At 65.0% G+C, this 24,404-nt stretch carries 18 protein-coding genes; 15 read left to right on the top strand and 3 right to left on the bottom strand.

Annotation, left to right across the window (positions count from 1 at the left end):
- Positions 1-39 precede the first annotated feature (39 nt).
- The 8 genes from PSO31014_RS00495 (at position 40) to PSO31014_RS00460 (ending at position 9,743) form a co-directional block, all read left to right on the top strand.
- The gene (locus PSO31014_RS00495) at positions 40-2,586 is read left to right on the top strand and encodes a cation-translocating P-type ATPase (RefSeq protein ID WP_246176171.1); all 2,547 of its coding nucleotides are present in this window, start codon (positions 40-42) and stop codon (positions 2,584-2,586) included.
- A 206-nt stretch (positions 2,587-2,792) separates the two neighbouring features.
- The gene (locus PSO31014_RS00490) at positions 2,793-3,410 is read left to right on the top strand and encodes a sigma-70 family RNA polymerase sigma factor (protein WP_150549813.1); all 618 of its coding nucleotides are present in this window, start codon (positions 2,793-2,795) and stop codon (positions 3,408-3,410) included.
- Positions 3,407-4,141 carry an anti-sigma factor gene (locus PSO31014_RS00485; protein WP_150549812.1) on the top strand — a complete coding sequence of 245 codons (735 nt, stop codon included), beginning with the start codon at positions 3,407-3,409 and terminating at the stop codon, positions 4,139-4,141. The genes PSO31014_RS00490 and PSO31014_RS00485 overlap by 4 nt, the downstream gene beginning before the upstream one ends.
- A 187-nt stretch (positions 4,142-4,328) precedes the next feature.
- The gene (locus tag PSO31014_RS00480; protein WP_150549811.1) at positions 4,329-5,120 is read left to right on the top strand and encodes a DUF1295 domain-containing protein; all 792 of its coding nucleotides are present in this window, start codon (positions 4,329-4,331) and stop codon (positions 5,118-5,120) included.
- Between the two features lie 31 nt (positions 5,121-5,151).
- On the top strand, positions 5,152-6,255 hold the full coding sequence (locus PSO31014_RS00475; RefSeq protein ID WP_150549810.1) for an SAM-dependent methyltransferase: 1,104 nt from the start codon (positions 5,152-5,154) through the stop codon (positions 6,253-6,255).
- Positions 6,256-6,406: 151 nt separating this feature from the next.
- The gene (locus PSO31014_RS00470; RefSeq protein WP_150549809.1) at positions 6,407-7,711 is read left to right on the top strand and encodes an NAD(P)/FAD-dependent oxidoreductase; all 1,305 of its coding nucleotides are present in this window, start codon (positions 6,407-6,409) and stop codon (positions 7,709-7,711) included.
- Positions 7,708-8,535 (top strand): DUF1365 domain-containing protein, encoded by an 828-nt coding sequence (locus PSO31014_RS00465; protein ID WP_246176170.1) that lies wholly within the window; start codon positions 7,708-7,710, stop codon positions 8,533-8,535. The genes PSO31014_RS00470 and PSO31014_RS00465 overlap by 4 nt, the downstream gene beginning before the upstream one ends.
- Complete coding sequence (locus tag PSO31014_RS00460; RefSeq protein ID WP_150549808.1) at positions 8,532-9,743, top strand: SAM-dependent methyltransferase; 1,212 nt, start codon at positions 8,532-8,534, stop codon at positions 9,741-9,743. Before PSO31014_RS00465 ends, PSO31014_RS00460 begins: the two co-directional genes overlap by 4 nt.
- Positions 9,744-9,799: 56 nt before the next feature.
- Here PSO31014_RS00460 and PSO31014_RS00455 read toward each other — a convergent pair whose 3' ends face one another.
- Together PSO31014_RS00455 and PSO31014_RS00450 are read right to left on the bottom strand one after the other, a co-directional pair.
- Entirely contained in the window at positions 9,800-11,575 is a 1,776-nt protein-coding gene (locus PSO31014_RS00455) for a GGDEF domain-containing protein (protein WP_150549807.1), read from the bottom strand.
- A gap of 226 nt (positions 11,576-11,801) precedes the next feature.
- Complete coding sequence (locus PSO31014_RS00450) at positions 11,802-13,823, bottom strand: NADPH-dependent 2,4-dienoyl-CoA reductase (protein WP_150549806.1); 2,022 nt, start codon at positions 13,821-13,823, stop codon at positions 11,802-11,804.
- A gap of 188 nt (positions 13,824-14,011) precedes the next feature.
- Here PSO31014_RS00450 and PSO31014_RS00445 point away from each other — a divergent pair, with 188 nt between their 5' ends.
- From PSO31014_RS00445 to PSO31014_RS00435, 3 genes are all read left to right on the top strand, one after another.
- Positions 14,012-14,581: a PadR family transcriptional regulator gene (locus tag PSO31014_RS00445; RefSeq protein ID WP_150549805.1), complete on the top strand. Its 570-nt coding sequence runs from the start codon at positions 14,012-14,014 to the stop codon at positions 14,579-14,581.
- A 197-nt stretch (positions 14,582-14,778) separates the two neighbouring features.
- Positions 14,779-15,801: a YVTN family beta-propeller repeat protein gene (locus PSO31014_RS00440; protein WP_150549804.1), complete on the top strand. Its 1,023-nt coding sequence runs from the start codon at positions 14,779-14,781 to the stop codon at positions 15,799-15,801.
- An 11-nt stretch (positions 15,802-15,812) separates the two neighbouring features.
- Positions 15,813-16,820, top strand: a complete 1,008-nt coding sequence (locus PSO31014_RS00435) for a sterol desaturase family protein (RefSeq protein WP_150549803.1) — start codon at positions 15,813-15,815, stop codon at positions 16,818-16,820.
- Between the two features lie 31 nt (positions 16,821-16,851).
- On the opposite strand, the gene PSO31014_RS00430 is transcribed toward PSO31014_RS00435, so the two are convergent.
- Positions 16,852-17,445 (bottom strand): putative pterin-binding protein, encoded by a 594-nt coding sequence (locus PSO31014_RS00430; RefSeq protein WP_150549802.1) that lies wholly within the window; start codon positions 17,443-17,445, stop codon positions 16,852-16,854.
- Positions 17,446-17,789: 344 nt separating this feature from the next.
- Between PSO31014_RS00430 and metE the strand changes: the two genes are divergently transcribed.
- The 4 genes from metE to PSO31014_RS00410 all read left to right on the top strand — a co-directional run bounded on the left by metE (position 17,790) and on the right by PSO31014_RS00410 (position 24,262).
- A complete protein-coding gene (metE, locus tag PSO31014_RS00425; RefSeq protein WP_150549801.1) occupies positions 17,790-20,078 on the top strand; it encodes a 5-methyltetrahydropteroyltriglutamate--homocysteine S-methyltransferase in 2,289 nt (762 codons plus the stop codon).
- A gap of 384 nt (positions 20,079-20,462) precedes the next feature.
- A complete protein-coding gene (locus PSO31014_RS00420) occupies positions 20,463-21,122 on the top strand; it encodes a response regulator transcription factor (RefSeq protein ID WP_150549800.1) in 660 nt (219 codons plus the stop codon).
- A complete protein-coding gene (locus tag PSO31014_RS00415) occupies positions 21,119-22,486 on the top strand; it encodes a sensor histidine kinase (RefSeq protein WP_150549799.1) in 1,368 nt (455 codons plus the stop codon). The genes PSO31014_RS00420 and PSO31014_RS00415 overlap by 4 nt, the downstream gene beginning before the upstream one ends.
- A 60-nt stretch (positions 22,487-22,546) precedes the next feature.
- Entirely contained in the window at positions 22,547-24,262 is a 1,716-nt protein-coding gene (locus PSO31014_RS00410; protein WP_150549798.1) for a glycosyltransferase family 39 protein, read from the top strand.
- Positions 24,263-24,404: the final 142 nt, after the last annotated feature.

The raw sequence follows: 24,404 nt of genomic DNA, 5'->3' as shown, positions 1-24,404 counted from the left end.
GGCACGGCCACGCCGCGAGACGCCCAAGCGCCGACACGCATGCGCGCAACGCCATCCACATCCGCTTCCAGTGGGTCCACTGACGTCGCCAGCGCACCCGAGACCGCCCCGATCCGGTCGCCCGACGCCGAACACGGCCTGTCGAGCGCCGAGGTGCTGGCCCAGCGCGCTCGGTTCGGCTGGAACGTCGTGGACTACGCGGCGCGCCGCACCTGGTGGCTCACGTTATGGGAAGTGCTACGCGAGCCGATGTTCCTGCTGTTGCTCGCGGCAAGCGCCGTCTATCTCATTCTCGGAGATCGCGCCGAAGCGCTGACACTGCTTGCCTTCGTCACGGCGATTGTCCTTCTCACCGTCTATCAGAGCCATCGCACCGCCCAGGTGCTCGACTCGCTTCGCGAACTGTCGGCGCCGCGCGCCAAGGTGCTTCGCGACGGCAGTCGTCAACTCGTCTCCGCCTCGGAACTGGTTCCCGGCGACATCGTTTTCGTCGATGAAGGCAACCGCGTGCCCGCAGACGGTCTTGCCGTTGAACTCCACGAACTCAGTGTGGACGAGTCACTGCTCACGGGGGAATCCGTTGCCGTCAGCAAGGCTGTTGCCCCGCTCGATGCCCGCTCCCGCCAATCCAGCGAACAGGGCGAGGCCGCCGACAACCAGCTATTTTTCGGGTCCATGGTGGTACAAGGTCAGGCCCGCATGGTCGTGACCGCCACCGGACCGAATACGACGCTCGGTCGCATCGGCAAGTCGCTGAGCGGCATCTCGGAAGCGCTCTCCCCGCTGCAAATCGAGACGAGAACCTTCGTCAATCGCTTTGCCGCCGTCGCCATCGCCACGGTCTTTCTCCTCACGCTCACTTACCGTTGGCGCGTTGGCGAATGGCTTCCCGGCATACTCGCCGGGATCACGCTGGCGATGGGCCTCCTGCCCGAAGAGATTCCGGTCATCCTCACGGTGTTCTTCGCCTTGGGCGCACGCCGGATCGCCAAAGAGGGCGTGCTCACGCGCCGGATGAGCGCGATCGAGACACTCGGTCAAACGTCGGTGCTGTGCGTCGACAAGACGGGCACGCTGACACAGAATCGCATGTCGGTGAGCGCACTCGTCGCCCATGGCAGACGGCTTGACGTGGATCCCTCGACCCCAAGAATTGACGCCGCCTTTCACGAGTTGATCGAGTACCTCGTGCTCGCCAGCGAAATCGAACCCATCGACCCGATGGAGCGGGCGTTCCACGAGACCGGACGCCTGGGCCTCGCGGGCACCGGACGTTTGCACACGGATTGGTCGTTGGTGCACGAGTACGCGCTGACGCCCGAGGTGCCCGCGATGTCCCACGCGTGGCGCACCCCGGAACCCACGCATCATTCGGTGGCCTGCAAGGGGGCACCGGAAGCCGTCTCTGCGCTTTGCCATCTGGACGAGACGGCAACCCAGGCGGTCCTGGATCAGGCGGCGGCCATGGCGTCGGGCGGATTGCGGGTGCTGGGGGTGGCGAAAGCCTCGCATTCCCACCCCGAGTGGCCGAAGGATCAGCACGACTTCGCGTTTACGTTCCTGGGGCTCGTCGGTCTGTCCGACCCGGTCCGGCCGGAAGTCGCACAGGCGATCGCGCAATGCCATGCCGCGGGCATTCGCGTGGTCATGGTGACCGGTGACTATCCGTCGACGGCGCAGGCCATCGCGACCGAAGTGGGCATCGACTGCCGACGGATCGTGACCGGGCAGGCCCTGGCGGCCATGACCGACGCGCAAGTGCACGACGCGGTCAAGGACGTCGAGACCTTCGCCCGCATCCGCCCCGAGCAAAAGCTTCGCCTGGTGAATGCGCTGCGAGACAACGGCGAAGTGGTGGCGATGACGGGCGACGGGGTGAACGACGCACCGGCCCTGAAGGCGGCCCACATTGGCATTGCGATGGGATTGCGCGGCGCGGAAGTCGCTCGCGAAGTCTCCGCGCTGGTCCTGCTGCGCGACAACTTCGCCCCGATCGTGTCGGCCATCCGACTCGGGCGACGCATCTACGCCAATCTCGTTCTCGCGATCAGCTATACCATCGCGGTGCATGTTCCCATGGTCGCGGCAGCCGTGGTGCCGATTCTGGTCGGCTTGCCGCCCATGCTCGCGCCGGTCCACATCGTCTTCCTGCAACTCGTGATCGATCCGGTCTGCTCGATCGTATTCGAGAACGAACCGGAAGCCGCTCACCTGATGACGACCCCTCCCCGGCACGCCGGGGCACGACTCCTATCGTCCCACGCCTTCCTGCGAGTGGCCTCCGTGGGCGCGCTGGCTGGCGTGCTGGTCCTTGGGGTCTATGCGGGATTGCTGCACTATGTCAGCGCCGACGCCGACCCTCTCCCCTTGGCCCGCACATTGGCATTCGAACTGTTGGTCGTGGTCAATGTCGCGCTGATCTTCGTGGTCCGGCGGGTACTGCGAACGAAACGCCCCGATCGCGGACAGCCCCGAAACCCCTATCTCTGGCGGGTGTTGGGCCTGACCGGGGGCGCGCTGATACTGCTGATGTCCGTACCGCCCCTGGCACGACTGTTTGGACTTGTGGCACTGCTCACTCCCTGAACGCGAGCCAAAGGCGAACCGAGAATACACCGATGCCGCGCATCCGGACGCGTGCCTGATACGTATGACTCAACACGCTCATCGTCGATCAGCACGCCATGCCGAATCCTCGCCTTCTCATGCCGGACACAACGCGCCATCTCGCACCGAAGGTGCTATATTGCGCGGAACGTCAATGCTATGGTTCACACGAAGGCCTCGTCCGCATGAACGACATGCCCAGAAGTGCCAATCGAGCACGTACATCCCCCTCGCAGCGCCAGCACGACCCCAATGCCGACATCGCATGGCGCGACGCATTGAACCGCGCATTATCGGCCGTGGGACAGGAAGATCGCGATGCTTTTGCCGCCGTCTATCAGATGACATCGGCACGTTTGTTCGGCGTGATCCTGCGAATGGTGCGCGACAAGGCGGAAGCCGAGGACCTGCTTCAGGAGGTGTTCGTCAGCGTCTGGCGACGCGCCGGCGGCTTCGACCCCGAGCGCGGCAACGCCATGACATGGCTGATCACGTTGGCCCGCAACCGAACCATCGACCGACTGCGCGAGCACCGTGAGGCCGCCCTCGATGATGCCGATGCCCTCGCCATCCCCTCAGACGACCCCACGCCCGCCGCGCTTGCCGAGGCGTCCGAGGAACGGCAACGCCTGGAGCAATGCCTGCAACGCCTCGAGCCGCAACAACGTGGCGTGGTGCGCGAGGCGTTCTTTACCGGCGCCTCGTACAGCGAACTCGCGGCTCGCCTTAGCGTGCCGCTTGGCACGATGAAAAGCTGGATTCGCCGCAGCCTAATGCAACTGAAAGTGTGCCTCGAGCAATGAATACGCCCGCCAACCAAGACGACGAGCTGCGCTGCGCCGAATATGCCCTCGGCGTGCTGAGTGCCGCCGAACGGCGCGAACTCGAGCAGGCCGCCGACGCGAATCCGCTGATTCAGGCAACCCTGCTCCAGTGGCAAGCACGCATCGCGCAACTGGCCGAAGACGTTGCGCCCATCGCCCCCCCGCCGCGCGTGTGGCAACGCATCCAGCGCGATCTTGGCGTTGCGCCGGAAGCCCTGCGCACCACCCGCCCGCGACCGGCCACCTGGTGGGACAACTTGCGCCTCTGGCGATGGGTGGGGCTCGGCGCAAGCCTCGCGGCGCTAGCACTGCTTGCCGTAAACGTCGTCACGCTGATGCCCTCGCGCAGTCCGTCCGCCGTGACGGCCAATGCCTATATGGTGTCGACCATCGCCCGCCAGGATGGCGTCGCTCACTGGACCGCAACGGTCGACAGGCGTCGCTCGAGCATGGTCGTGGTGCCGGTTCTCAAGCCCACCATTGCCGCCGGCCGCGCCACCGAGCTGTGGCTGATCCCGCGTAACGCCAAACCCATCCCGCTAGGCGTATTTGCGTCGGATCAACCCGCGTCGATGACCCTGTCACCGCAAATCCTCGCGCAGATGGACAGCAACGCCGTACTCGCGGTGTCCGTCGAACCGCCGGGCGGCTCCCCCACCGGACAACCGACCGGTCCCGTGGTCGCGACCGGCGCCATCCGACCCGCCTGAGCGCTCTGGCGCGCCTCCGCCATCGTGTCATTTGAAGGGGTTGTCCGTACGTTGGACAACCCCTTCGTCGCTTTCCCGCAAGTCCGCTCCCCGCTTCGATTCCACGATGTCTCCGGCGCGTGCATCCGGCAACGCGTGACGTTCGTATACAGCAGCATCGAGCCCCGAATCCCTATCTGGAGCCTGCATGCTGTCTGCTGTCACCGTATCGTTCGCTGGAATGTGTGCTGCGTTAACGCTCGCCTGGTGCTACCAATGGCGCTCGCACAACGCCGGCATGGTCGACCCGGTGTGGGCCGCCGCGCTCGGGAGCGTGGCGATCGTGGCGGCAGGGCTCGGCACCGGCCACGCGATCAATCGCATCTTCGTCGGGGTGGCCGGTGGCGTATGGGGCCTGCGCCTCGCAATGCATCTCTGGCGTCGCAACTACGGGCATCCGGAAGATGCGCGTTACCGGCAGTTTCGCGAACAGTGGGGCGAGCATGCCGGACGCAACCTGTTCTGGTTCTTCCAGTTGCAGGGCGTGATCGCCATGCTGCTCGCGGCGGCGTTCTTCGTGCCGGCATTCAACGCCCACGCGCCGGCGCCGTGGGCGCTGGCCGTCGCCGCGCTCATCTGGCTGGCCGCCGTCGCGGGCGAGGCGTCGGCCGACCGTCAACTGCGACGCTTCACCGCCGTCACCAGCCATCGTGGCCAAGTCTGCCAGGTCGGCTGGTGGCGGTACTCGCGGCATCCCAATTACTTCTTCGAGTGCCTGCACTGGTGTGCCTACCCGGTGATCGCATTTGGCGCGCCCTGGGCATGGACGACGCTGCTCGCGCCGCTGCTCATGGCGTGGCTACTGCTCAAAGTGTCGGGCATCCCGCTGCTTGAAGCGCACCTGATGCGCTCTCGCCCCGCCTACAAAACGTACATGCAAACCACCAGCGTGCTGATTCCCTGGCCCCCCAGGAAGCCTGTGGAAACGCCGCTGCCATGAATCCGCCCATTGATGTCAGGAGCCCATCGCCATGACCGCCTCCCTTACGCAACCGCCCGCCGCACGAGCCCAAGCGCCCGACGAAACCGGTTTGATCCGGCTCTGCGAGCGGGGCCTTGTGCCGGATATTGTGTTGCGCGCGGGCATGCGCATGCTGATGCGCCAGCGCCTGCGCGAGGCGCACGCGCACGATCCCGAGCGAAGCGCCGAATCGCTTGCCGCGTTCGTCAGTGAACTGCGCGCGAGTCCGATTGCCGTGGATACGCAGGCCGCCAACACGCAACACTACGAGGTGCCAAGCGACTTCTTTGCCGAGCACCTGGGTCCCGCCGTCAAGTATTCGTGCTGCTATTACCCGAATGGCGACGAGACACTGGCCCAGGCCGAGCAGGCGATGCTGGCCCTCTACGCGCAGCGCGCCGACATCGCCGACGGTCAGCGGATTCTGGATCTTGGGTGCGGCTGGGGCTCGCTCTCGCTCTGGCTCGCCGCGCAATATCCCGCTGCGCAGGTCGTCGGGCTGTCGAATTCTCACGGTCAACGCCGTTTCATCGAGTCGACGGCGGCGCGCCGCGGGCTTCGGAATCTGCGGATCGTGACCGGCAATGTGGCGGAATTTGAGTTCGATGACGGCGTTCGCGCAGGATTCGACCGCATCCTGTCCATCGAAATGTTCGAGCACATGAAGAACTACGGCGCATTGCTCGGCAAGATCGCCCACTGGCTGAACAACGACGGCACCCTGTTCGTCCATCTCTTCGCGCATCGTCATGTGGCCTACCCCTTCCAGAACAAGGATGGCAGCGACTGGATGTCGCGACACTTCTTCACCGGCGGCACCATGCCCAGCGCGGATCTGTTGCTGCACTTCCAGGACGACCTGCGCATCGTGAACCGCTGGTGGGTCGACGGTCGCCATTACGAACGCACAGCCAACGACTGGCTGGCGGCCCTGGACGCGTCGCGTGCGACGACGCTGCCGATGCTCGAGGCCGGTTACGGCCCGCAGGCCGGCGTTCAGTTCCAGCGCTGGCGCATGTTCTATATGGCAGTCGCCGAACTGTTCGGCTACGCCCAAGGCCGTGAGTGGGGCGTGGGCCACTACCTGTTCGAAAAGCGGGGCCAACGGGCATGAGCCGCCGCCCCGCTCCCGCCATGCCGTGGCGCGCCCTGCGTATTCGGCCGCGACGTCCAAATTCGTGGGTGTCTCGCCGCTTTTTCAAACGCGCCTGCATCCGCGCGCGCTCGTGTTTCGTATAAGCAAAAAACTTCGACGAGACAAGCCAATGAATGCATCGACCGCCACCCTGCCTCCCGGACAACGTGTCGCCGTGGTGGGCGCGGGCATTGCCGGACTGGCCAGCGCCTATTTTCTCGCGCGCAAGCATCACGTGACCGTGTTCGAGGCAGGCGATTATGCCGGGGGACATACGAACACGGTCGATGTCACGCTCGACGGGCATTGTGCCCCTGTCGACACGGGCTTCCTGGTCTTCAACGATCGCACCTATCCCAACCTGATCGCGTTGTTCGACGAACTCGGTGTGAGCGCCATCGCGAGCGATATGTCGTTTTCGGTCTCGGTCGACGGCGGCGCGCTCGAATGGGCGGGCACGAACCTGAACACCGTATTCGCCCAACGTCGCAACCTGTATTCCCCGCGCTTTCTGGGAATGCTCCGCGACGTGCTGCGCTTTAACGCGACGGCCGAGCAACACCTGCAAAGCGCCATGCGCGAGCGCCAATCCGTCGGCGACCTGCTGGTGGCCAACGGTTACGGACAGTCGTTCCAGCATCACTATCTCCTGCCGATGGCCGCCGCGATCTGGTCGAGCCGGGCGGCCGACATTCTGCACTTTCCGGCGGCGACCTTCCTGCGCTTCTGCCTGAATCACGCGCTGCTGCAGATTCGGCATCGTCCGCAATGGAAAACCGTCGCCGGTGGCGGACGCGCCTACGTGCGCCGCTTGCTGGCAACGCTTGACGATGTCCGCCTGCGAACGCCCGTACGGCGGGTGATGCGCGAGCGCGATGGCGTGACAATCGCCTTCGGCAACGGCGAATCGCAGCGCTTCGACGCCGTCGTGCTCGCCGGTCACGCCCCGGACAGCCTGCAGTTGCTGGGCGACGCCAACGCGGCGGAGCGTCAGATACTCGGTGCGGTGCGATATCAACCGAACGTTGCAGTCCTGCACACGGATCCGAAGCTGCTGCCGCGCCGCCGACGCGTCTGGTCCGCGTGGAATTACGTCAGTCAGGCGAACGCGGCTGCCGACGCGCATCGTCCCGTATGTGTGAGCTATCTGATCAATCAGCTCCAGGCCCTGCCCTTCACGTCCCCCGTGATCGTCACGCTCAATCCGAGCCATGAGCCGGCGTCGGACACGGTGCTGGGACGCTATGCCTATGAACACCCCCTCCTCGATCTGGCGGCCGTGGACGCACAATCACGCCTGCCCGATATCCAGGGCTGCCAACGGACGTGGTTCGCAGGCGCCTGGACCGGCTACGGCTTTCACGAAGACGGCCTGAAATCCGCGCTACGGGTGGCCGGCGACTTCGGCGTGATGCCGACGTGGGCGCAACCATGAGCACGAATGCTGCGATGGCCAACCCATCGACACCGCCCGCCTGGCTGCTGCGCGGCCTCGTGACCCACGAACGGCTGCATCCGGTGCGGCATGCGTTCACTTATTCGATGTTTCAGATCGCTTGCGATGTCGAGCGTCTCGACGCCCTGCGCAGCCGGTGGTTCGCGCTGGACCGACGACGCCCACTCGCCTTGAGATCGGGCGACTATGGTCCCCGCGACGGCAGTGCGCTCCTGCCCTGGATGCGCGCGCGTCTGGCGGAGGCAGCGATTCCCGCCGACGGCGCCATCTGGCTGCAGACGATTCCACGCATGGCCGGCTACGCGTTCAATCCGGTGAGCTTCTGGTACTGCCATGATCGTCAGGGGAATTTGCGCGCCTTGTATGCGGATGTGCGCAACACCTTCGGTCAACACCACGGGTATCTGCTCAGTGCCGACGATCATGCGCCCATTCGTGGCGATACGCGGCTCGTCTGCCGCAAGGTCTTTCACGTCTCCCCATTTTGCGACGTGCAGGGGCAATACGAGTTTCGCGTGCGCCGCAAGGGCGCGATATGGTCGGTCGCCATCGACTACCGCGTCGGCGATGCGCTGCTGCTGCGCACGGCCATCGCCATGCGGGCCGAACCGTTCACGGGGCGGCGCGTTCTGTTCGCCGTGCTTTCGCAGCCTCTCAATGCGCTGAACGTCGTCATCAGAATTCACTGGCAAGCGCTGAGGCTCTGGCTCAAGCGCGTGCCGTTCTTCGGCAAGACGCCGCCAACGCTACGTGCAACGGCGCCGGAGCGCGCCGCTTCCGCCGACCGGGAGATCCGTCCATGATTCCGCTCCGCCTGCTTTCCGTGCGTCCGATCGCACCGATTTCTGCGCGCCTGTTTATCGCATTGCTACGCCGGATTCACGCCGGACACCTGACGCTGATCTGTCCCGACGGCACCCTGCATGTGTTCGGAGATCCCCACAGTTCGCCGGGCGCAACGCTTCACCTGCGCGACTGGCGGGCGTGCCGCCGCATCATGCACGCCGGGGACATCGGCTTTGCAGACGCCTATCGCGCCGGCTGGGTCGACTCGCCCGATATGGTGGCGCTGCTCCGGCTCGCGATACGCAACCTCGCGTCGATCTCCAACACCGTGACGGGCTCGCGGATCGCTCGCCTCTGGTATCACCTGCGCCATCGACTGCGCGGCAACACCAAGTCGGGCAGCCGTCGCAACATTCACGCGCATTACGATCTCGGCAATCGCTTCTACGAACTGTGGCTCGACGCAACGTGGACCTATTCCAGCGCCTGGTTCGAGGGCGATCCCCACCGTTCGCTTGCCGACGCCCAAGCCGCCAAGTATCAGCGGATCATCGATACGCTGGCGCTGCGTCCGGGCGAGCGGGTGCTGGAAGTGGGATGCGGATGGGGCGGATTTGCGCTGCACGCGGCCCGGCAAGGCATCGCAGTGCATGGCATCACCCTCTCGCAAGCGCAACTGACGCTCGCCAAAGCCCGCATCGACGCCGAGGGACTGAGCCACCTGGCCGACATCTCGCTCACGGATTATCGTGACGTGCAAGGCCAGTTCGCCGCCATCGTCTCGATCGAGATGTTCGAAGCCGTGGGGGAGGCGTTTTGGCCGGCGTACTTCGCCATGCTCAGATCTCGCTTGCTCCCCGGGGGCCGTGCGCTCATTCAGTCGATCACCATCGAAGACAACGCCTTTGACGCCTATCGCGCGTCGAGCGACTTCATTCGCGAGTTCATCTTTCCGGGCGGCATGCTGCCAAGCGCAGAGCGATTTGTGAGCGCCTCGGAGGCAAGCGGCATGACCGCCGTCGAGACGCTACGCTTCGGTCTCGATTACGCCAGAACGCTGCAGCACTGGCATGCCGCCTTCGAAGGGCAGATCGATGCGGTGCGTGCGCAAGGCTTCGACGACACGTTCGTCCGGTCGTGGCGGCTGTACCTCCAATATTGCGAGGCGGCGTTCGCCGAGCAGCGCATCGATGTGAGGCACTTCGTTGTCGCGCATGGGCGTTGACAGGCCTTGCGACGTTGGCTGGGCGACGAGCGGACCTTGACGTGATACGAAGCGCCCTACTCGATGGTGCGCCGACGGGCCCGTCGCGCGGCGTCGAGCTGGCGCTCTGCCTGACTCAAGAGTGCCGAGACATTGGCCGGCCCACCGCTGGACACCCGCGTCGCACCCAACGTCGTCGGATCGTCGATGGCTATGCCGACGCTCGCTGTCAGCGGCACGACTTCGCCGTTCGGCAACGTCAACGTGGTGGCCTCGATGCGCCCGCGCATCAGTTCCGCGAATTGCTGCGCGCGAGACGGGGCGAGCACACGGGCCACGATCGCGAACGCGTCCGCGCCCAACCGCGCCACCACATCCCCCGGCTGACACGTGTTCAGACACACCGCGCCGACACGGCGCAGCACATCGTCGCCGACACCGTGTCCCCAGGTCGCGTTGATCTGCGTGAAGTTGTCGATATCCAGCTTGATCAACGCCACCAACCCCGGCGACGGCATCGCACACAGTGCCTGGGCCTGCCGCTCGAACGCTCGCCAGTTCATCAGTTGCGTCAGCGGGTCCGTGTCCCCGCTCATTTCCAGTTCACTCTGCAACCGGGTGCGATCGCGCCGCAATTGCCGTAATTCGAGGGCGTTGAGCCTGAGTACGCGCAGCGCATCGAACACGGCCCTCACCTGCGGACGTTGCCTCGGCATGTCGTCGCCCGGCACCGCCGCGTCGAGATCGTCCTGCGCCAGCGCCTCGACGAAACGCGTTGCCGCCTCGAACGGTTGCACCACGCTGCGGCGCAAATTCCGCAACGCAACGATCATCCCGAGCACCAGCGTGATCGCAGCGGTTGCCGAAACGATCAACCACTTGAGCGCGAGCGCGGCGCGGGCGTCGACCTTGCGTTGGGCCAGCGTCAGCATGTTGTCGCGGAAGTCGGTGATCGCGCGCATCGTCGGCACGTATTGGCGCGCAAACTCGGCCGTGGTTGGCGCAACGGGTTGGGGCTGACTGGCCAGCGTGCGCACCGTCGCCACATAATGCAATCCGGCGGCGAAGTACTGGGTGTTCAGGGCGTCAAGTGTCTCGGGGCTGAGTTCAGGGGGATCGATCATGCGCGCGGCGATCATGTCGTGCAATTGCTCGACGCGCCCGAGCGTGCGTTCAATCGCGCGCTGATCGACCTCGGCGAGCGGCTTCCCGGTGGTGAGCGCCGCGGTGAAGCGTGAGCCGAGTTGACCGGCAAACTCGCGCAGATCCGCCGCCAGTCGCGCCAGAACGACGTAGTGAAGCGCATCGGGTGCGCCTCGCGAAATCACGTCGATGCGCGACGATGCCACAGAGGTGAACTCGGGGATGACACGGATCATGCGATCGACGGCATCGCGCACGGCCGCGTCGCCGCGCATGTCGCGTGGACGTTGCACCAACAGGTCGACGTTCGCGCTGGCCGCCGCGAGATCCAGGCGCGCGCGCTCGACGATCCGCAAGCTGCCGCCGCAGGCGTCGCACCGATCGGTCGAGAGCGCAGACAGCAGTTCCTGCAGACGCGCGTTGGTCGCCTCGCGGGCATTGCGCAGCGCAATGACCGATGCGTCGGGAAGTGGGAGATCCGCGCCCAGCACGGCATTGGCCGGCCCGCGTTCCGCCGACGCCTTCTCCATCGCGAGCAGCGTGGCACGCAAGGCCTCAAGGGCAAGGGACGCGTCGCTGGCGCGCTGATACGTTCCCCAAGTCCAGGTGAGCAAACTGCCGCAAAGGATGACGACAACACAGACGACTGCGAGATTCAGCCACCGAAGGCGGCCAGCGAGCGAAACGGTGGAGAGTAACGTGCGCTTCATGGACGATGAGACCGTCGGCCACACGGTTCAGGCTCCCACGCGGGCCGCTTCGGACGCTGCCGTGACGACGGCAATCCGCAGCGTGCCTCGGACACGTGACGCCCGGCACTTGGCGCCCACGCTTTGGCATTGCGACAACGCCGGCGGACGAAAAAAGAGCGGCCGAAATCGACGAGACGCCATTGTCGCACAACGATCCGGCGCCGCTCGCGCCCGCCCGGCACCGTCACAGGTCGATCGCCACCTCGGTGCCCTGCTGGATCGCGCGCTTGGCGTCGAGTTCGGCCGCCACATCGGCCCCGCCAATGACATGCACGCGCGCACCGGCCGCCCGAAGGCCGTCGGCCAATTCGCGCAAAGGCTCCTGTCCAGTGCACAGCACTACGTTATCGACGGGGAGTACGTGCGGCGTGTCGTCGATGGTGACGTGCAAGCCGTCGTCGTCGATCCGGCGATAGGTCACCCCGGGGATCATTTCCACGCCGCGATGCTTGAGCGCGGTGCGGTGAATCCATCCCGTGGTTTTACCCAGTCCGTCGCCCACCTTCGAGGTCTTGCGCTGCATCAGGTAGACCTTGCGAGGCGACGTCTGCGGCACTGGAGGGCGCAGGCCGCCGGCATGCGCGTAGGCCGGGTCGATGCCCCACTCCGCGTAGAACTTCGCCGGCACGAGCGTGGCACTCTCGCCGGCTTGCGTGAGAAACTCGGCCACGTCGAAGCCGATGCCACCTGCCCCGATCACGGCGACGGTCTTGCCGACCGATGCCCCGCCACGCAGCACATCGATGTAACTGAGCACCTTGGGGTGATCCAGTCCTTCGATAGCAGGCCGACGCGGCACGACCCCGGTGGCCAGCACGATGTCGTCGTACCCGCCGTCGACCAGCGACGCCACCGTCGCACGCGTGTGCAATTGCACCTTGACGCCCGTGGCATCCAGTTCATGACGGAAGTAGCGCAGGGTCTCGAAAAACTCCTCCTTGCCGGGAATCCGCTTGGCCATGTTGAATTGCCCGCCGATCTCGGCATCGGCTTCGATGAGCGTGACGTCGTGTCCCCGCCGCGCCGCGACGGTTGCCGCCGCCAGACCTGCGGGGCCCGCGCCGACGACGGCCACACGACGCGTGCGTCCGGCCGTCTCGATGCGCAGTTCCGTCTCATGACAGGCGCGAGGATTGACCAGGCATGAGGTGATCTTGCCGCTGAACGTGTGATCGAGACACGCCTGATTGCAGCCGATGCATGTGTTGATGGCCTCGGCGCGGCCGGCCGCCGCCTTGTTCACGAACTCGGGATCGGCCAGCAGCGGGCGCGCCATCGACACCATGTCCGCTTCGCCGTCGGCGAGAATGCGTTCGGCCACGTCCGGCATGTTGATGCGGTTGGTCGTGACGAGCGGAATGCCAACGTGCCCCTTGAGCTTGCCGGTGACCCATGCGAATGCGGCGCGCGGCACGCTCGTGGCGATCGTCGGGATGCGGGCTTCGTGCCAGCCGATCCCCGTATTGATCAGCGTCGCCCCGGCCGCCTCGACCGCGCGGGCCAGTTGCGCCACTTCCTCGAAGGTGGACCCGCCTTCGACCAGGTCGAGCATCGAGAGGCGGTAGATGATGATGAACTCGCGCCCCACGCGCTCGCGCACGCGGCGCACGATCTCGACGGGGAAGCGGATCCGGTTGTCGTAACTGCCGCCCCAGGCGTCGGTGCGATGGTTGGTGCGCGCCGCAATGAATTCGTTGATCAGGTACCCCTCGGACCCCATGATTTCGACGCCGTCGTATCCGGCCTGCTGCGCGAGCGCGGCGCAGTTGACGAAGTCGTCGATGGTCGCCTCGACCTCGTCGCTCGTCAGTTCGCGCGGCTTGGCGGGCGTGATGGGCGCTTGCAATGCGCTGGGCGCGACCAGGTCGGGATGGTACGCGTAGCGCCCGAAATGAAGGATCTGCAAGGCGATCTTGCCCCCGGCCGCATGCACCGCCTGAGTCACCACGCGATGCTTGTCCGCCTCATCCTCGGTGCTGAGCTTCGCGCCGCCCGCGTAGGGCCGACCGGCGTCGTTCGGGGCGATGCCGCCCGTCACCATCAACGCCACGCCACCGCGCGCCCGTTCCGCGTAGAAGGCTGCCATGCGGGCGAAACCGTTGCGTGCCTCTTCGAGCCCGACATGCATCGAGCCCATCAGCACACGGTTGCGCAAGGTCGTAAAGCCCAGATCCAGCGGCTGCATCAGGTGGGGATAGGCGCTCATCGTTGTCTCACTTATCGTTCGGCGGGGGCCGTGGGTTTCGGAGGTCACTTCCCGGCAAGCACAGGCCGCGTCGTTCGCGCGGCTTCGATGGATGCAACCGGTTGCATAGTTCGAGAGCGATTTTAAGGGGCTGTCGCGCACTATGCAACGGGTTGCATAGTAGAAATAGAGTCCCTACACTGCCGGACATGCCGCTTGCCCACGCCCTGATGACCTCGTTACTGGAGAAATCCTCCTCGGGGTACGACCTTGCCCGCCGCTTCGATAAGTCGATCGGCTTTTTCTGGCATGCCACCCATCAACAAATCTACCGGGAGCTGGCCCGCATGGAGGCGTCCGGCTGGATTGACTCCATGGCCGCGCCCGACGGCGGGCGCACACGCAAGCGCATCTATCGCGTGCTCGACGCCGGTCGCGACGAACTGCTCGCTTGGGCGGCCACCCCGACGGCCCCCGCCGACCTGCGCGACGACCTGATGGTGCGGTTGCGGGCGGATGCCGCCATCGGGCCGCTTGGCCTGCAGCCTGAACTGCAACGCCGCGCGGCACTCCACACCCAAAAGCTCGCCGCCTACCGGGCTATCGAGACGCGCGACTTTCCCCCTCAAACGCCGCTGACGCGCGAAACCGCCCTGCAACGGCACATCCTGTTGCTCGGCGTGCGTTATGAGCAAGGCTGGCTGGACTGGACGCGCGAGGCGCTCGTCCTGCTGGAAACCTGGGACGGCGTGGCGCCCGCCGATGCGCCTTCCGCCTGACAAGACGCGCCGTGAACCAATGAGCTTGGGGAGCGCGGATGAGTTTTATCGGACTGCGGCATCCCGTTTTGCCGTGTTTCGTCCCGTCTCGTCCCATTTTTCTGTCAACGCGCCGGGCACGTGGCGCGTTTAACGAAGGAATCGACGCATGGCTTACCGGCCCTGCGTTACTGTTCTACGCCCCACCCCAGGCTCTCATGGCGTTCTCTCTCAAGTTTTCCCGGCTGACCGGCCGTGTCCGCACCGTGGCGACACTTTCGGCCCTGGTCGCCGCTATGCTCCCGCTCTCGTCCGCGCATGCCGGCACGGTCATCGTGCTCGATTCCGGCGCAGCCCAGCTTTCCCTCATCGATCAGGCGTCGCACAAAGTCGTCGGCACCATGCCAACGGGCAAGGAGCCGCATCACCTGATGATCACGCCGGACAAGCGTTCGCTGATCGTGGCGAACTCGGTCTCGAACAGCCTGATGTTCCTCGATCCGAACACCGGCAAGCTGCAACGTCAGGTCGCGGACATCGAAGACCCGTATCAACTCGGCTTCTCGCCCGACCGCAAATGGTTCGTCACGACGGCACTGCGCCTTGACCGGCTCGACGTCTACCACTACGACGGCCAGAACTTCTCGATCGCCAAGCGCATTCCGCTGGCCAGGACGCCCAGCCATATGACCTTCACATCGGACAGCAAGACGGTGTTCGTGACGGTGCAGGACACGGGCGAGCTGGCCGCCATCGACCTTGCAACGCAAACGGTGAAGTGGCGCATGGCGCTCGGCAAAACGCCCGCGGGGCTGTGGATGACGCCGGGCGACAAGTACCTGCTCGTCGGCATGACAGGGGAAGACGACGTGGCCGTGGTTGACTGGCGCACGCAGAAGATCGTCAAACGCATACCGACGGGACGCGGCGCCCACAACTTCCGCTCGCTCGCCGATGGCCGTCACATCGCCGTGAGCAACCGTGTCGAGAGCACGATCAGCATTCTCGATTACGAGTCGCTGACCAAGGTGGCCGATATCACCGGCCTGATGCCTGGGCCGGACGATATGGAATTGTCCGCCGACAAGCGTTATCTTTGGGTGACATTCCGGTTTGCGCGTCACGTGGGGGTGATCGACCTGACGACGCGCAAACTCATCGACCGAATCGCCGTCAACCGGTCGCCGCATGGTATTTTCTTTGCTGATCGCGCGCCCGTACTTTCGCCGAATCCGGACTGACGAGACCCCAGATGATTCAGGAAGCCATCAACTTCGTAGACAGCGGCATCGCCGCTGTGCAGACGCTCGTCTACGTCGGTGGGGTGCAGCCGCTGCTGTTCCACTTCAACCTGATGGGCTACGCCGACGACATCTATGACGCCTTGTACTGGGTGCTCGTCGGTGTCTTCCAGATCGGCGTGACGTACGCCCTGCTGCGTCCGCTCGAGGCGTTGCGCCCGGTCGAACAGTGGCAGGATCGCCGCCAGGTGCGGGCCGACGTGATCTACACGTGGATCGCCAAGCTCGGCATTCTCAATCTGCTCTTCTTCCTGGTACTGCAACCCGTTTTCAGCGCGTTGCAGAGCCAGATGGTGATCCACGGGCTGCCGAACGTCCAGTTGGACGGCCTGTACCCGGGCGTGACGGATCAACCGCTCGTGTCGTTTCTGCTCTACCTGATCGTGCTCGACTTCGCGGGCTACTGGTATCACCGCTGGCAGCATCGCTTCGGGGTCTGGTGGGAACTGCACGCGGTACACCACAGCCAGCAGCAGATGTCGATGTGGACGGACGACCGCAACCACTTCCTCGACATCATGCTGCAAGCCGCCTTCTTTGCGTCGATTGCGCTGTTCATCGGCGTGCAACCCGCGCAATACGTCGTGCTCGTGGCAGTGGGGAATTTCTTGCAGAGCGTGCAGCACGTGAATGCACGGCTACCGTACGGCCCTGTCCTCGAACGTCTGATCGTGAGCCCGACGTTTCACCGTCGTCATCACGCCATCGGCTACGGGCACGAAGGCACCCGGTACGGCTGCAACTTCGGCGTGCTGGTTCCCTGGTGGGACATGGTATTCCGTACCGCCTCCTGGGAGCGTGCCGTGGAGCCGACCGGCATTCGCGACCAACTTCCCGCCCCCGAAGGCCGTTCGCGCCGTTATGGTATGGGCGTGATGGCGCAACAACTCCGCGCCTTCGGACGCATCGCGAGACGCCTTACCCTGCGTCGCCCCACCTTGCGCACCGACGCTTCCTGACCGGACGGGCCCGCCCCAACGCGGGCAGGGTTCAGGGGACGGCGTTGATCTGGATGTGATAAATGCCCCACGGGCAAAGCGCGAACTGCTCCCTGAGGGGTTTGCCCGCCAGCATGGGGATCGCGGCCGGGTCGTAGACGGCCCACAGCGGCCCCAATCCACCGAGCGCAAGCGGCTTGTCGTCCAGATGGGTGGCGAGCAGGAAGCGATACTCGCGCAACTGCGCCAGCGTGGTCGCGACGATGTACCCGTCGATCGCGCGCAACAATACCTGCGTCGCCGGATGGGCGGGTACACCCGCCTGCGCAAGGACGTCGATCAGGCGTGGGCCTCGCAGCGTGTGCGGCCGGGCATCGTATTCCAGCGTCGGACGAATGGTCTGCGCGGGCAGGCGCGTCAACATGCCGAAGTCGAACGCATACGCGGTGTCGAATTTCACCAGTTGCTTGTGAAAAAGTTGATCCAGCGCGGGATCGACCGCGCCGCGATTGTGATGACCGATAGCACCACTGATCGTGACGAGCGGCGTGGTCGCGGACGATCCCGGCGTAACGGTCGCCTTGGCGAGCACAGGGGCCGATGCACCAAGTGCCGTGACACTGGCGAGAAATTCACGTTTCTTCATGACTTTGGCGAAGGCAAGGGGCGGACAGACTCCGCACGAGCGTACCATCGAATCCGCCCGGTTCACCATCGGCCAGCGTCTCGTCCCTCCACGACTTCGGCCTGCATTTTTCCCAGGCGCCCCGCCCGAGCGTCTGAGTGCTGCGCGGCCATCTCCGTCGTTCAACGACGCTCGCCCTCCTCCGCGGGATGAACGATGTCCTACGCGCACGCTGTGGCAGCCGAATCTTGAACATGAAAATAATTAACGTTAATACAAAATAAGACCATTTTCATTCATGAAGCGGAATCTCTATGATCGTCGTCACGATTTCATTCATCTGGCGGCAAGCGTCATAAGAGACCATGGCAAAGACACACAATCTGGGATTTCCGCGCATTGGCGCGAAGCGTGAACTTAAATTCGGTCAGGAAGCGTATTGGAAAGGGCAATCGTCGCGCGACGATCTGACGGCGCTCGGCGCATCGCTACGCCTGCGTCACTGGCACGATCAAGCAGCCCTGGATCTGGCACCCGTCGGCGATTTCTCGTTCTACGACCACGTCCTCGACATGAGCTTCACGCTGGGTAATCTGCCCGAGCGCGTGCAAGGCTTCCACGGGGACGCGCTGGACAACTACTTCCGCGTCGCCCGCGGCCGGTCGGCCCATGGCGCCGAAGCGCACGATGCCTGCTGCGGCGGCGTCGCCGCGGGGGAAATGACAAAGTGGTTCGACACGAACTATCACTACATCGTCCCCGAATTCTCGGCCGCCACGACATTCGCGCTCGACGCGTCCCGTCTGGTCGGACAACTCGCACAAGCCCGCGCTGCCGGTGTGAAGGTCAAGCCCGTCATCATCGGCCCGGTCACCTATCTGTGGCTCGGCAAGGCCAAGGACGACAGTGACAAGCTCGCCCTGCTGCCGCGCCTGCTCCCGGTCTACCTGAAGCTGCTCGAGACGCTCGCTGCGCTGGGCGTGGAATGGGTGCAGATCGACGAGCCGATCCTCGTCACCGAACTCGGCACCGAATGGCAACGCGCCTTCGAGACAGCATACGCGGCGCTCGCCGCCGCCCCGGTCAAGCGCCTGCTCGCCACGTACTTCGGCGAACTGCAAGAGAATCTGCCGCTGGTCTGCGGGTTGCCTGTCGACGGTCTGCATCTGGATACCGTGAACGCCCGGAGCGAAGTCACCAAAGTCATCGACGCCCTGCCCCCCGACACGGTCGTGTCGCTTGGCGTGGTCAACGGCCGCAACATCTGGAAGTCCGACCTGAGCGCCGTGCTGGACTGGCTGGAGCCGGTCGCCCAGGCATTAGGCGATCGCCTGTGGGTCGCACCGTCGTGCTCGCTACTGCATGTGCCGGTGGATTTGGACAGCGAGCAGAACCTCGATGCCGAAATCCGATCATGGCTGGCCTTCGCCAAACAGAAGCTCGCCGAAATCGCAATCGTGGCGCGCGCCATCAACGAAGGCCGCGACGCCGTGCGCGCCGAGCTGGCCGCCAATGCCGCCGCCATCGCCAGCCGTCGCGCCTCGCCGCGCGTCCACAATCCGGCCGTCAAGGCCGCGGTGGCGAAGATCGAAGCGTCGCTGGGCCGACGTCAGCACCCGTACGCCGTGCGCGCCGAGAAGCAAGCCACCACGCTGAACCTGCCGAGTTATCCGACCACGACGATCGGCTCGTTCCCGCAAACGTCCGAAATCCGTACTGCGCGCCGCCAGTTCAAGGCCGGCGAACTGGATCAGTCCGGTTATGTCGCCGCGATGCAGGCCGAAATCGCCCGCAGCGTGCGCGAACAGGAGGCCCTCGGTCTCGACGTGCTCGTGCATGGGGAAGCGGAGCGTAACGACATGGTCGAGTATTTCGGCGAGCAGCTTGACGGCTACGCCTTCAGCCAGTTCGGCTGGGTGCAGTCGTACGGGTCGCGTTGCGTGAAGCCGCCCATCATGTTCGGGGATATCCGCCGCCCGAAGGCCATGACCGTCGAGTGGATCCGGTACGCGCAATCGCTGACCCGCAAACCGATGAAAGGTATGCTGACCGGGCCGGTCACGATCCTGAACTGGTCGTTCGTGCGCGACGATCAGCCCCGCTCGGTGTCGTGCTACCAACTGGCGCTGGCGATTCGCGAGGAAGTGCTGGATCTGGAGCGTGCCGGCGTGCGCGTGATCCAGATCGACGAGGCAGCCCTGCGCGAAGGCTTGCCGCTGCGCCGCGCGCAATGGCAAACGTATCTGGACTGGGCCGTCGAGTCGTTTCGCATCACCGCGAACGGCGTGCGGGACGACACCCAGATCCACACGCATATGTGCTATTCGGAGTTCAACGACATCATCGCCGCCATCGCCGACATGGACGCCGATGTCATCACCATCGAGACATCGCGCTCCGACATGGAACTGCTGGATGCCTTCGATTCGTTCCAATACCCGAACGAAATCGGACCGGGCGTCTACGACATCCACTCGCCGAATATCCCGACGCAGGCGCACATCGTGTCGCTCATGCGCAAGGCGGCCGAGCGCATTCCGGCTTCGCGTCTGTGGGTCAACCCCGACTGTGGCCTGAAGACGCGCCAGTGGGCGGAAGTGATTCCGGCACTGCAGAACATGGTGGCGGCGGCAAAGACACTGCGCGCTCAGTAAGCGGCCTCCCGGCGAAACGGTTCGAGAGGGTTCGATCTGCCGCCAGACAATCATTTCAAACGCCAGCGGGCCGGCACTCGCCGGCCCGCTGGCGTTGGGGCGCCGTATTTGTCTCCCGATCCGCGGTGAAACGACGCCAACCGGCGTCAGCGATGCCTCAGAACAAAGCCGATGCGGTCCCGCCGTGGCGAGGTTACGTGAAAAAACCTTGCTAAGTCATTGATTGGTTAACGGTTTGCATGGCATAGTCGCGCGGACGCACCTCGCCGCGGACTAAGTTTCTCCTAATTCTCGCGCGCTATCGTGCGCCCGTGCCGTCCTGCTTGACTGGCGGGGTATTGGGCGTTCGTCCTTGGGGCGACGTCGGGAAGCGTTCGGAAAACCATGCGGATATTGCTCGTAGAAGACGACACCATGATCGGCGAGGCCATGATGCAGGCGCTCAAGGACGCCTCTTATGCGGCCGACTGGTGTCGTGACGGCGACGCCGCCCTGGCGGCGCTGGCCGCGCACGCCTACGACCTCATGCTGCTCGACCTCGGCCTGCCCGGGCGCGACGGCTGGGAGGTGCTGCAGGCGCACCGCACGGCGGGTGGACGCACGCCCATCATCGTAGTGACGGCCCGCGACGGTGCCGACGACATTATCCACGGGCTCGATCTGGGCGCCGACGACTTCGTCGTGAAGCCGTTCGAGGTGGGCGAGTTGCTTGCGCGCATGCGCGCCGTGATCCGCCGGCAGGCGGGCGTTGCCGCTCCGGTGCTCACCAACGGCGCGCTGGTCCTCGATCCCGCCACCCACCAGGCCACTTACGGCGAGAACCAGTGTGTGCTCTCCGCACGCGAGTACGCCCTGCTGCACGCGCTGATGCTGCGCCCGGGCACGATCCTCTCGCGCGACGCGCTGGAGCACCGCCTCTACGGGTGGGGCGAAGAGATCGAAAGCAACATGATCGACTTCCTGATCCATTCCATTCGCAAGAAGCTCGGCGCGGACGTCATCCGCAATATCCGTGGTGCGGGCTGGCTGGTGCCCAAGCCATGATCATGATGCGTTCGCTGCAGTCGCGACTGGTGGTCACGCTCTCGGCCTGTGCGCTGGGACTGGCCATCGTCGCGGGCTTCGTCTCGTACGCGGCGGCCTTTCGCGAGGCCTACCGTTTCCAGGACGATCAACTGCTGCAACTCGCCGCGCTCGTCGACACGCGCAATCTCGCCGAGGCCGACAGCGCCATGCATGGCCTGCCGGTCGAGGATCACGACTACCGTCTCACGGTACAGCGGCTCGGCGGCAGCTTCCCGGTCACGCTGGCCGACGGCTTTCACACGGTCAATACGGGCGACCACACCTGGCGCGCCTTCGTGCGCACTATCGAGCCGGAGCTGCGTATCGTCGTCGCCCAGCCAACCGAGGGTCGCAACGAGATCGCCCGTAACAGTGGACTTCGCACCGCGCTGCCCTTCGTGGGGTTCGTGCCGCTGCTCATCGGCGCCATCGTCGTGACGGTGCGCCGCGCATGGCGGCCGGTGCAGCGGCTGGCCGACGATGTCGACATTCGGCGCGATACCGATTTGCGCGGCCTCGACGCGCAAGACGCGCCCACGGAAATCGAGCCGTTCATCGTGTCGATCAATCGTCTGCTGGCGCGACTCGCCAAGGCGCTCGACGAGCAGCGCCGGTTTGTGGCCGACGCCGCGCACGAATTGCGCTCGCCGGTGACCGCCCTGGTAATTCAGTCCGAGAACCTCGACCGGGCGCTCGATCCGGTGCCCCTCGATACCGAGACGCGCAATCGTCTGACCAAGCTCAAGAGCGGGCTGCGCCGCACACGCGCGCTGCTCGAACAGTTGCTGACCCTCGCGCGAGCCCAGAGCGCCCCGACGGTCGCCGCCACGCCGCTCACGCTGCTGCCCGCCGTGCACGAAGCGCTCGAAGACGTGTTCGTGCTGGCGGACCGCAAGCAGATCGTGCTCGACCTGGTCGATACGTCTCAGGCAACGCCCGGCCGCCCCACGCTGCGCGTGACGGGAGCGAAACGCGATATTGTCACGCTGCTGAGCAATCTTGTCGGCAATGCCGTGCGCTATACGCCCGCGGGCGGCAGCGTCGGCGTGCGTCTGTCGGCCACGGCGACCGAGGTGGTCATCGACGTGATCGACTCGGGACCAGGGATCGACGCCGACAAGCGCGAGCGCGTGTTCGATGCGTTCTACCGCGCGAGCGACCAACGCGAAGCCCGTGATCACGGCGGCGAAGGCACGGGCCTGGGCCTCGCCATCGTGCGCGCGATCGTCGACCGCCTCGGCGGTCAGGTGACGCTGGCGGATGCCAGCCCGACTCCGCCGCACGGCTTGCATGTGCGTGTGACGTTGCCTAACCCCGACGCCGCCGACAACACCGGCGCCTGATCGTCATACGCCTTATTCACGACACTTACCTCATTCAACAAGAACGGAAACCTCCCATTCATGTCCATACGCCCTCAACGTGACGCCGGGCTGGAACCCTGGCCGATCTCTCCCGCCGCCTTGCTCTGGCTGCTGGCCGCGTTCGCGCTGGTCTGGTTCGGCGTATTGAACCTGCGCCATCTGGTGCCCAGCGACGAAGGCCGTTACGCCGAGATGGCGCGCGAAATGCTGGCGACCAACGACTGGGTCACGCTGCGCTACAACGGCTACCTATACTTCGAGAAACCGCCACTCCAAACCTGGATGAACGCGCTGACGTTCATGATCTTCGGTCTCGGCGACTGGCAGGCACGCCTGTGGTCGGCATTGACCGGATTCGCGGGGGTGCTGCTCGTCGGCTACACCGGTCGTCGCGTGTTCGGCGCGCGCGCGGGCTTCTTCGCCGCGCTGGTACTGGCGAGCGCGCCGCTGTGGAGCCTGCTCGGTCACTTCAACGTGCTCGACATGGGCGTGTCGTTCATGATGGAACTGGCGCTGTGCGCACTGCTGCTGGCACAACGCCCGGGCCTTACCGACACGCAGGTCCGCAACTGGATGTGGCTGTGCTGGGTCGCGATGGGGTTGTCGATCCTGAGCAAGGGGCTGATCGGGGTGGTGTTACCGGGCGCCGTCCTGGTGATCTACACGCTGATCGCGCGCGACTGGGCGCTGTGGAAACGCCTTCACCTCGCGAGCGGCCTGATCGTGATGCTCGCCGTCACCGTGCCCTGGTTCGCCGCCGTCATGGCGCGCAACCCGTCGTTCTTCGACTTCTTCTTCATCAACGAGCACTTCAACCGCTTTCTGAAGCCGGATCACCATCGTCCCGGCGCGTTGTGGTACTTCGTGCCGGTGCTGATCATCGGCTTCCTGCCGTGGCTGTCGATGATTCCGCGCGCCATCTCGGCGTCGCGTGCCGTGCCGCGTCAGGTCAACGGATTCCGCCCGGTCCTGATGCTCACGGTCTGGGCCGTGTTCATCTTCTGCTTCTTCTCGGCGTCGCACTCGAAACTGCTGTCGTACGTGCTGCCGGTGTCGCCTGCCCTTGCGCTGCTCCTCGGGCTCGGGCTGGCTGGGATCTCGCGCGAGTCGCTGCGCAAGCACCTTGTCGTGTCCGCCGGGCTGTTCGTGGCGACGATCGTGACCTGCCTGGTCTTCCTCTCGCATCACTCGGACAACCGCAACCCGGTCGAGGCGTACCGCACGTTTTCCTACTACCTTTACGCGGCGAGCTTTGCCGGGCTGATCGGCCTCGCACTCGCGCGCTGGCTGAGCACGCGCAGCACGAAGCAGGCGCTCGTCGCGTTTGCTGGCGCGTGGCTGGCCTTTGCGATGATTGGCGGATCCGGGCATGAAGCGTTCGGGCGCAGCAGTTCGGGGATCGATCTGGTGCCGGCCGTGCGCGCGGAAATGGATCGCCTGGGACCGGACACGCCGTTCTATTCAATCGGCACGCTCGATCACACGATGCCGTTCTACCTGCGTCACACCATGATCATGGTGGCGGTGCAGGACGAACTCGAGTTCGGCATCTCGCAAGCGCCGGATAGCTGGATCCCGACGCTCAACAAGTTTGCCGATGTCTGGATGGCAGCGCCCAAGGCGCTCGCGCTGGTCGATCCGCAAAAGTTCACGGTGCTCGAGACGCTCGGCCTGCCGATGAAGGTCATCGCGCGCGACAACCGGCGCGTCATCATCGAGAAGCCGACGACTGAGACGCCGCCCGCCGCCAACTGAGCACGGCCGCGTCGAGACGGAAATGGCTGGGGGCAATGCGTTGCCCCCAGCCATTTTTTTGCGCAGCTTGTTGAAAGCGCAACACACCGTAATATGCCACGCCCATCGTCATGACTGTGCACAGCGCCTTGCCGGACAAGGC

It is taken from the genome of Pandoraea soli, assembly GCF_902459595.1.
GTDB lineage: Bacteria > Pseudomonadota > Gammaproteobacteria > Burkholderiales > Burkholderiaceae > Pandoraea > Pandoraea cepalis.
This window is presented reverse-complemented; position numbering and strand designations above follow the sequence as displayed.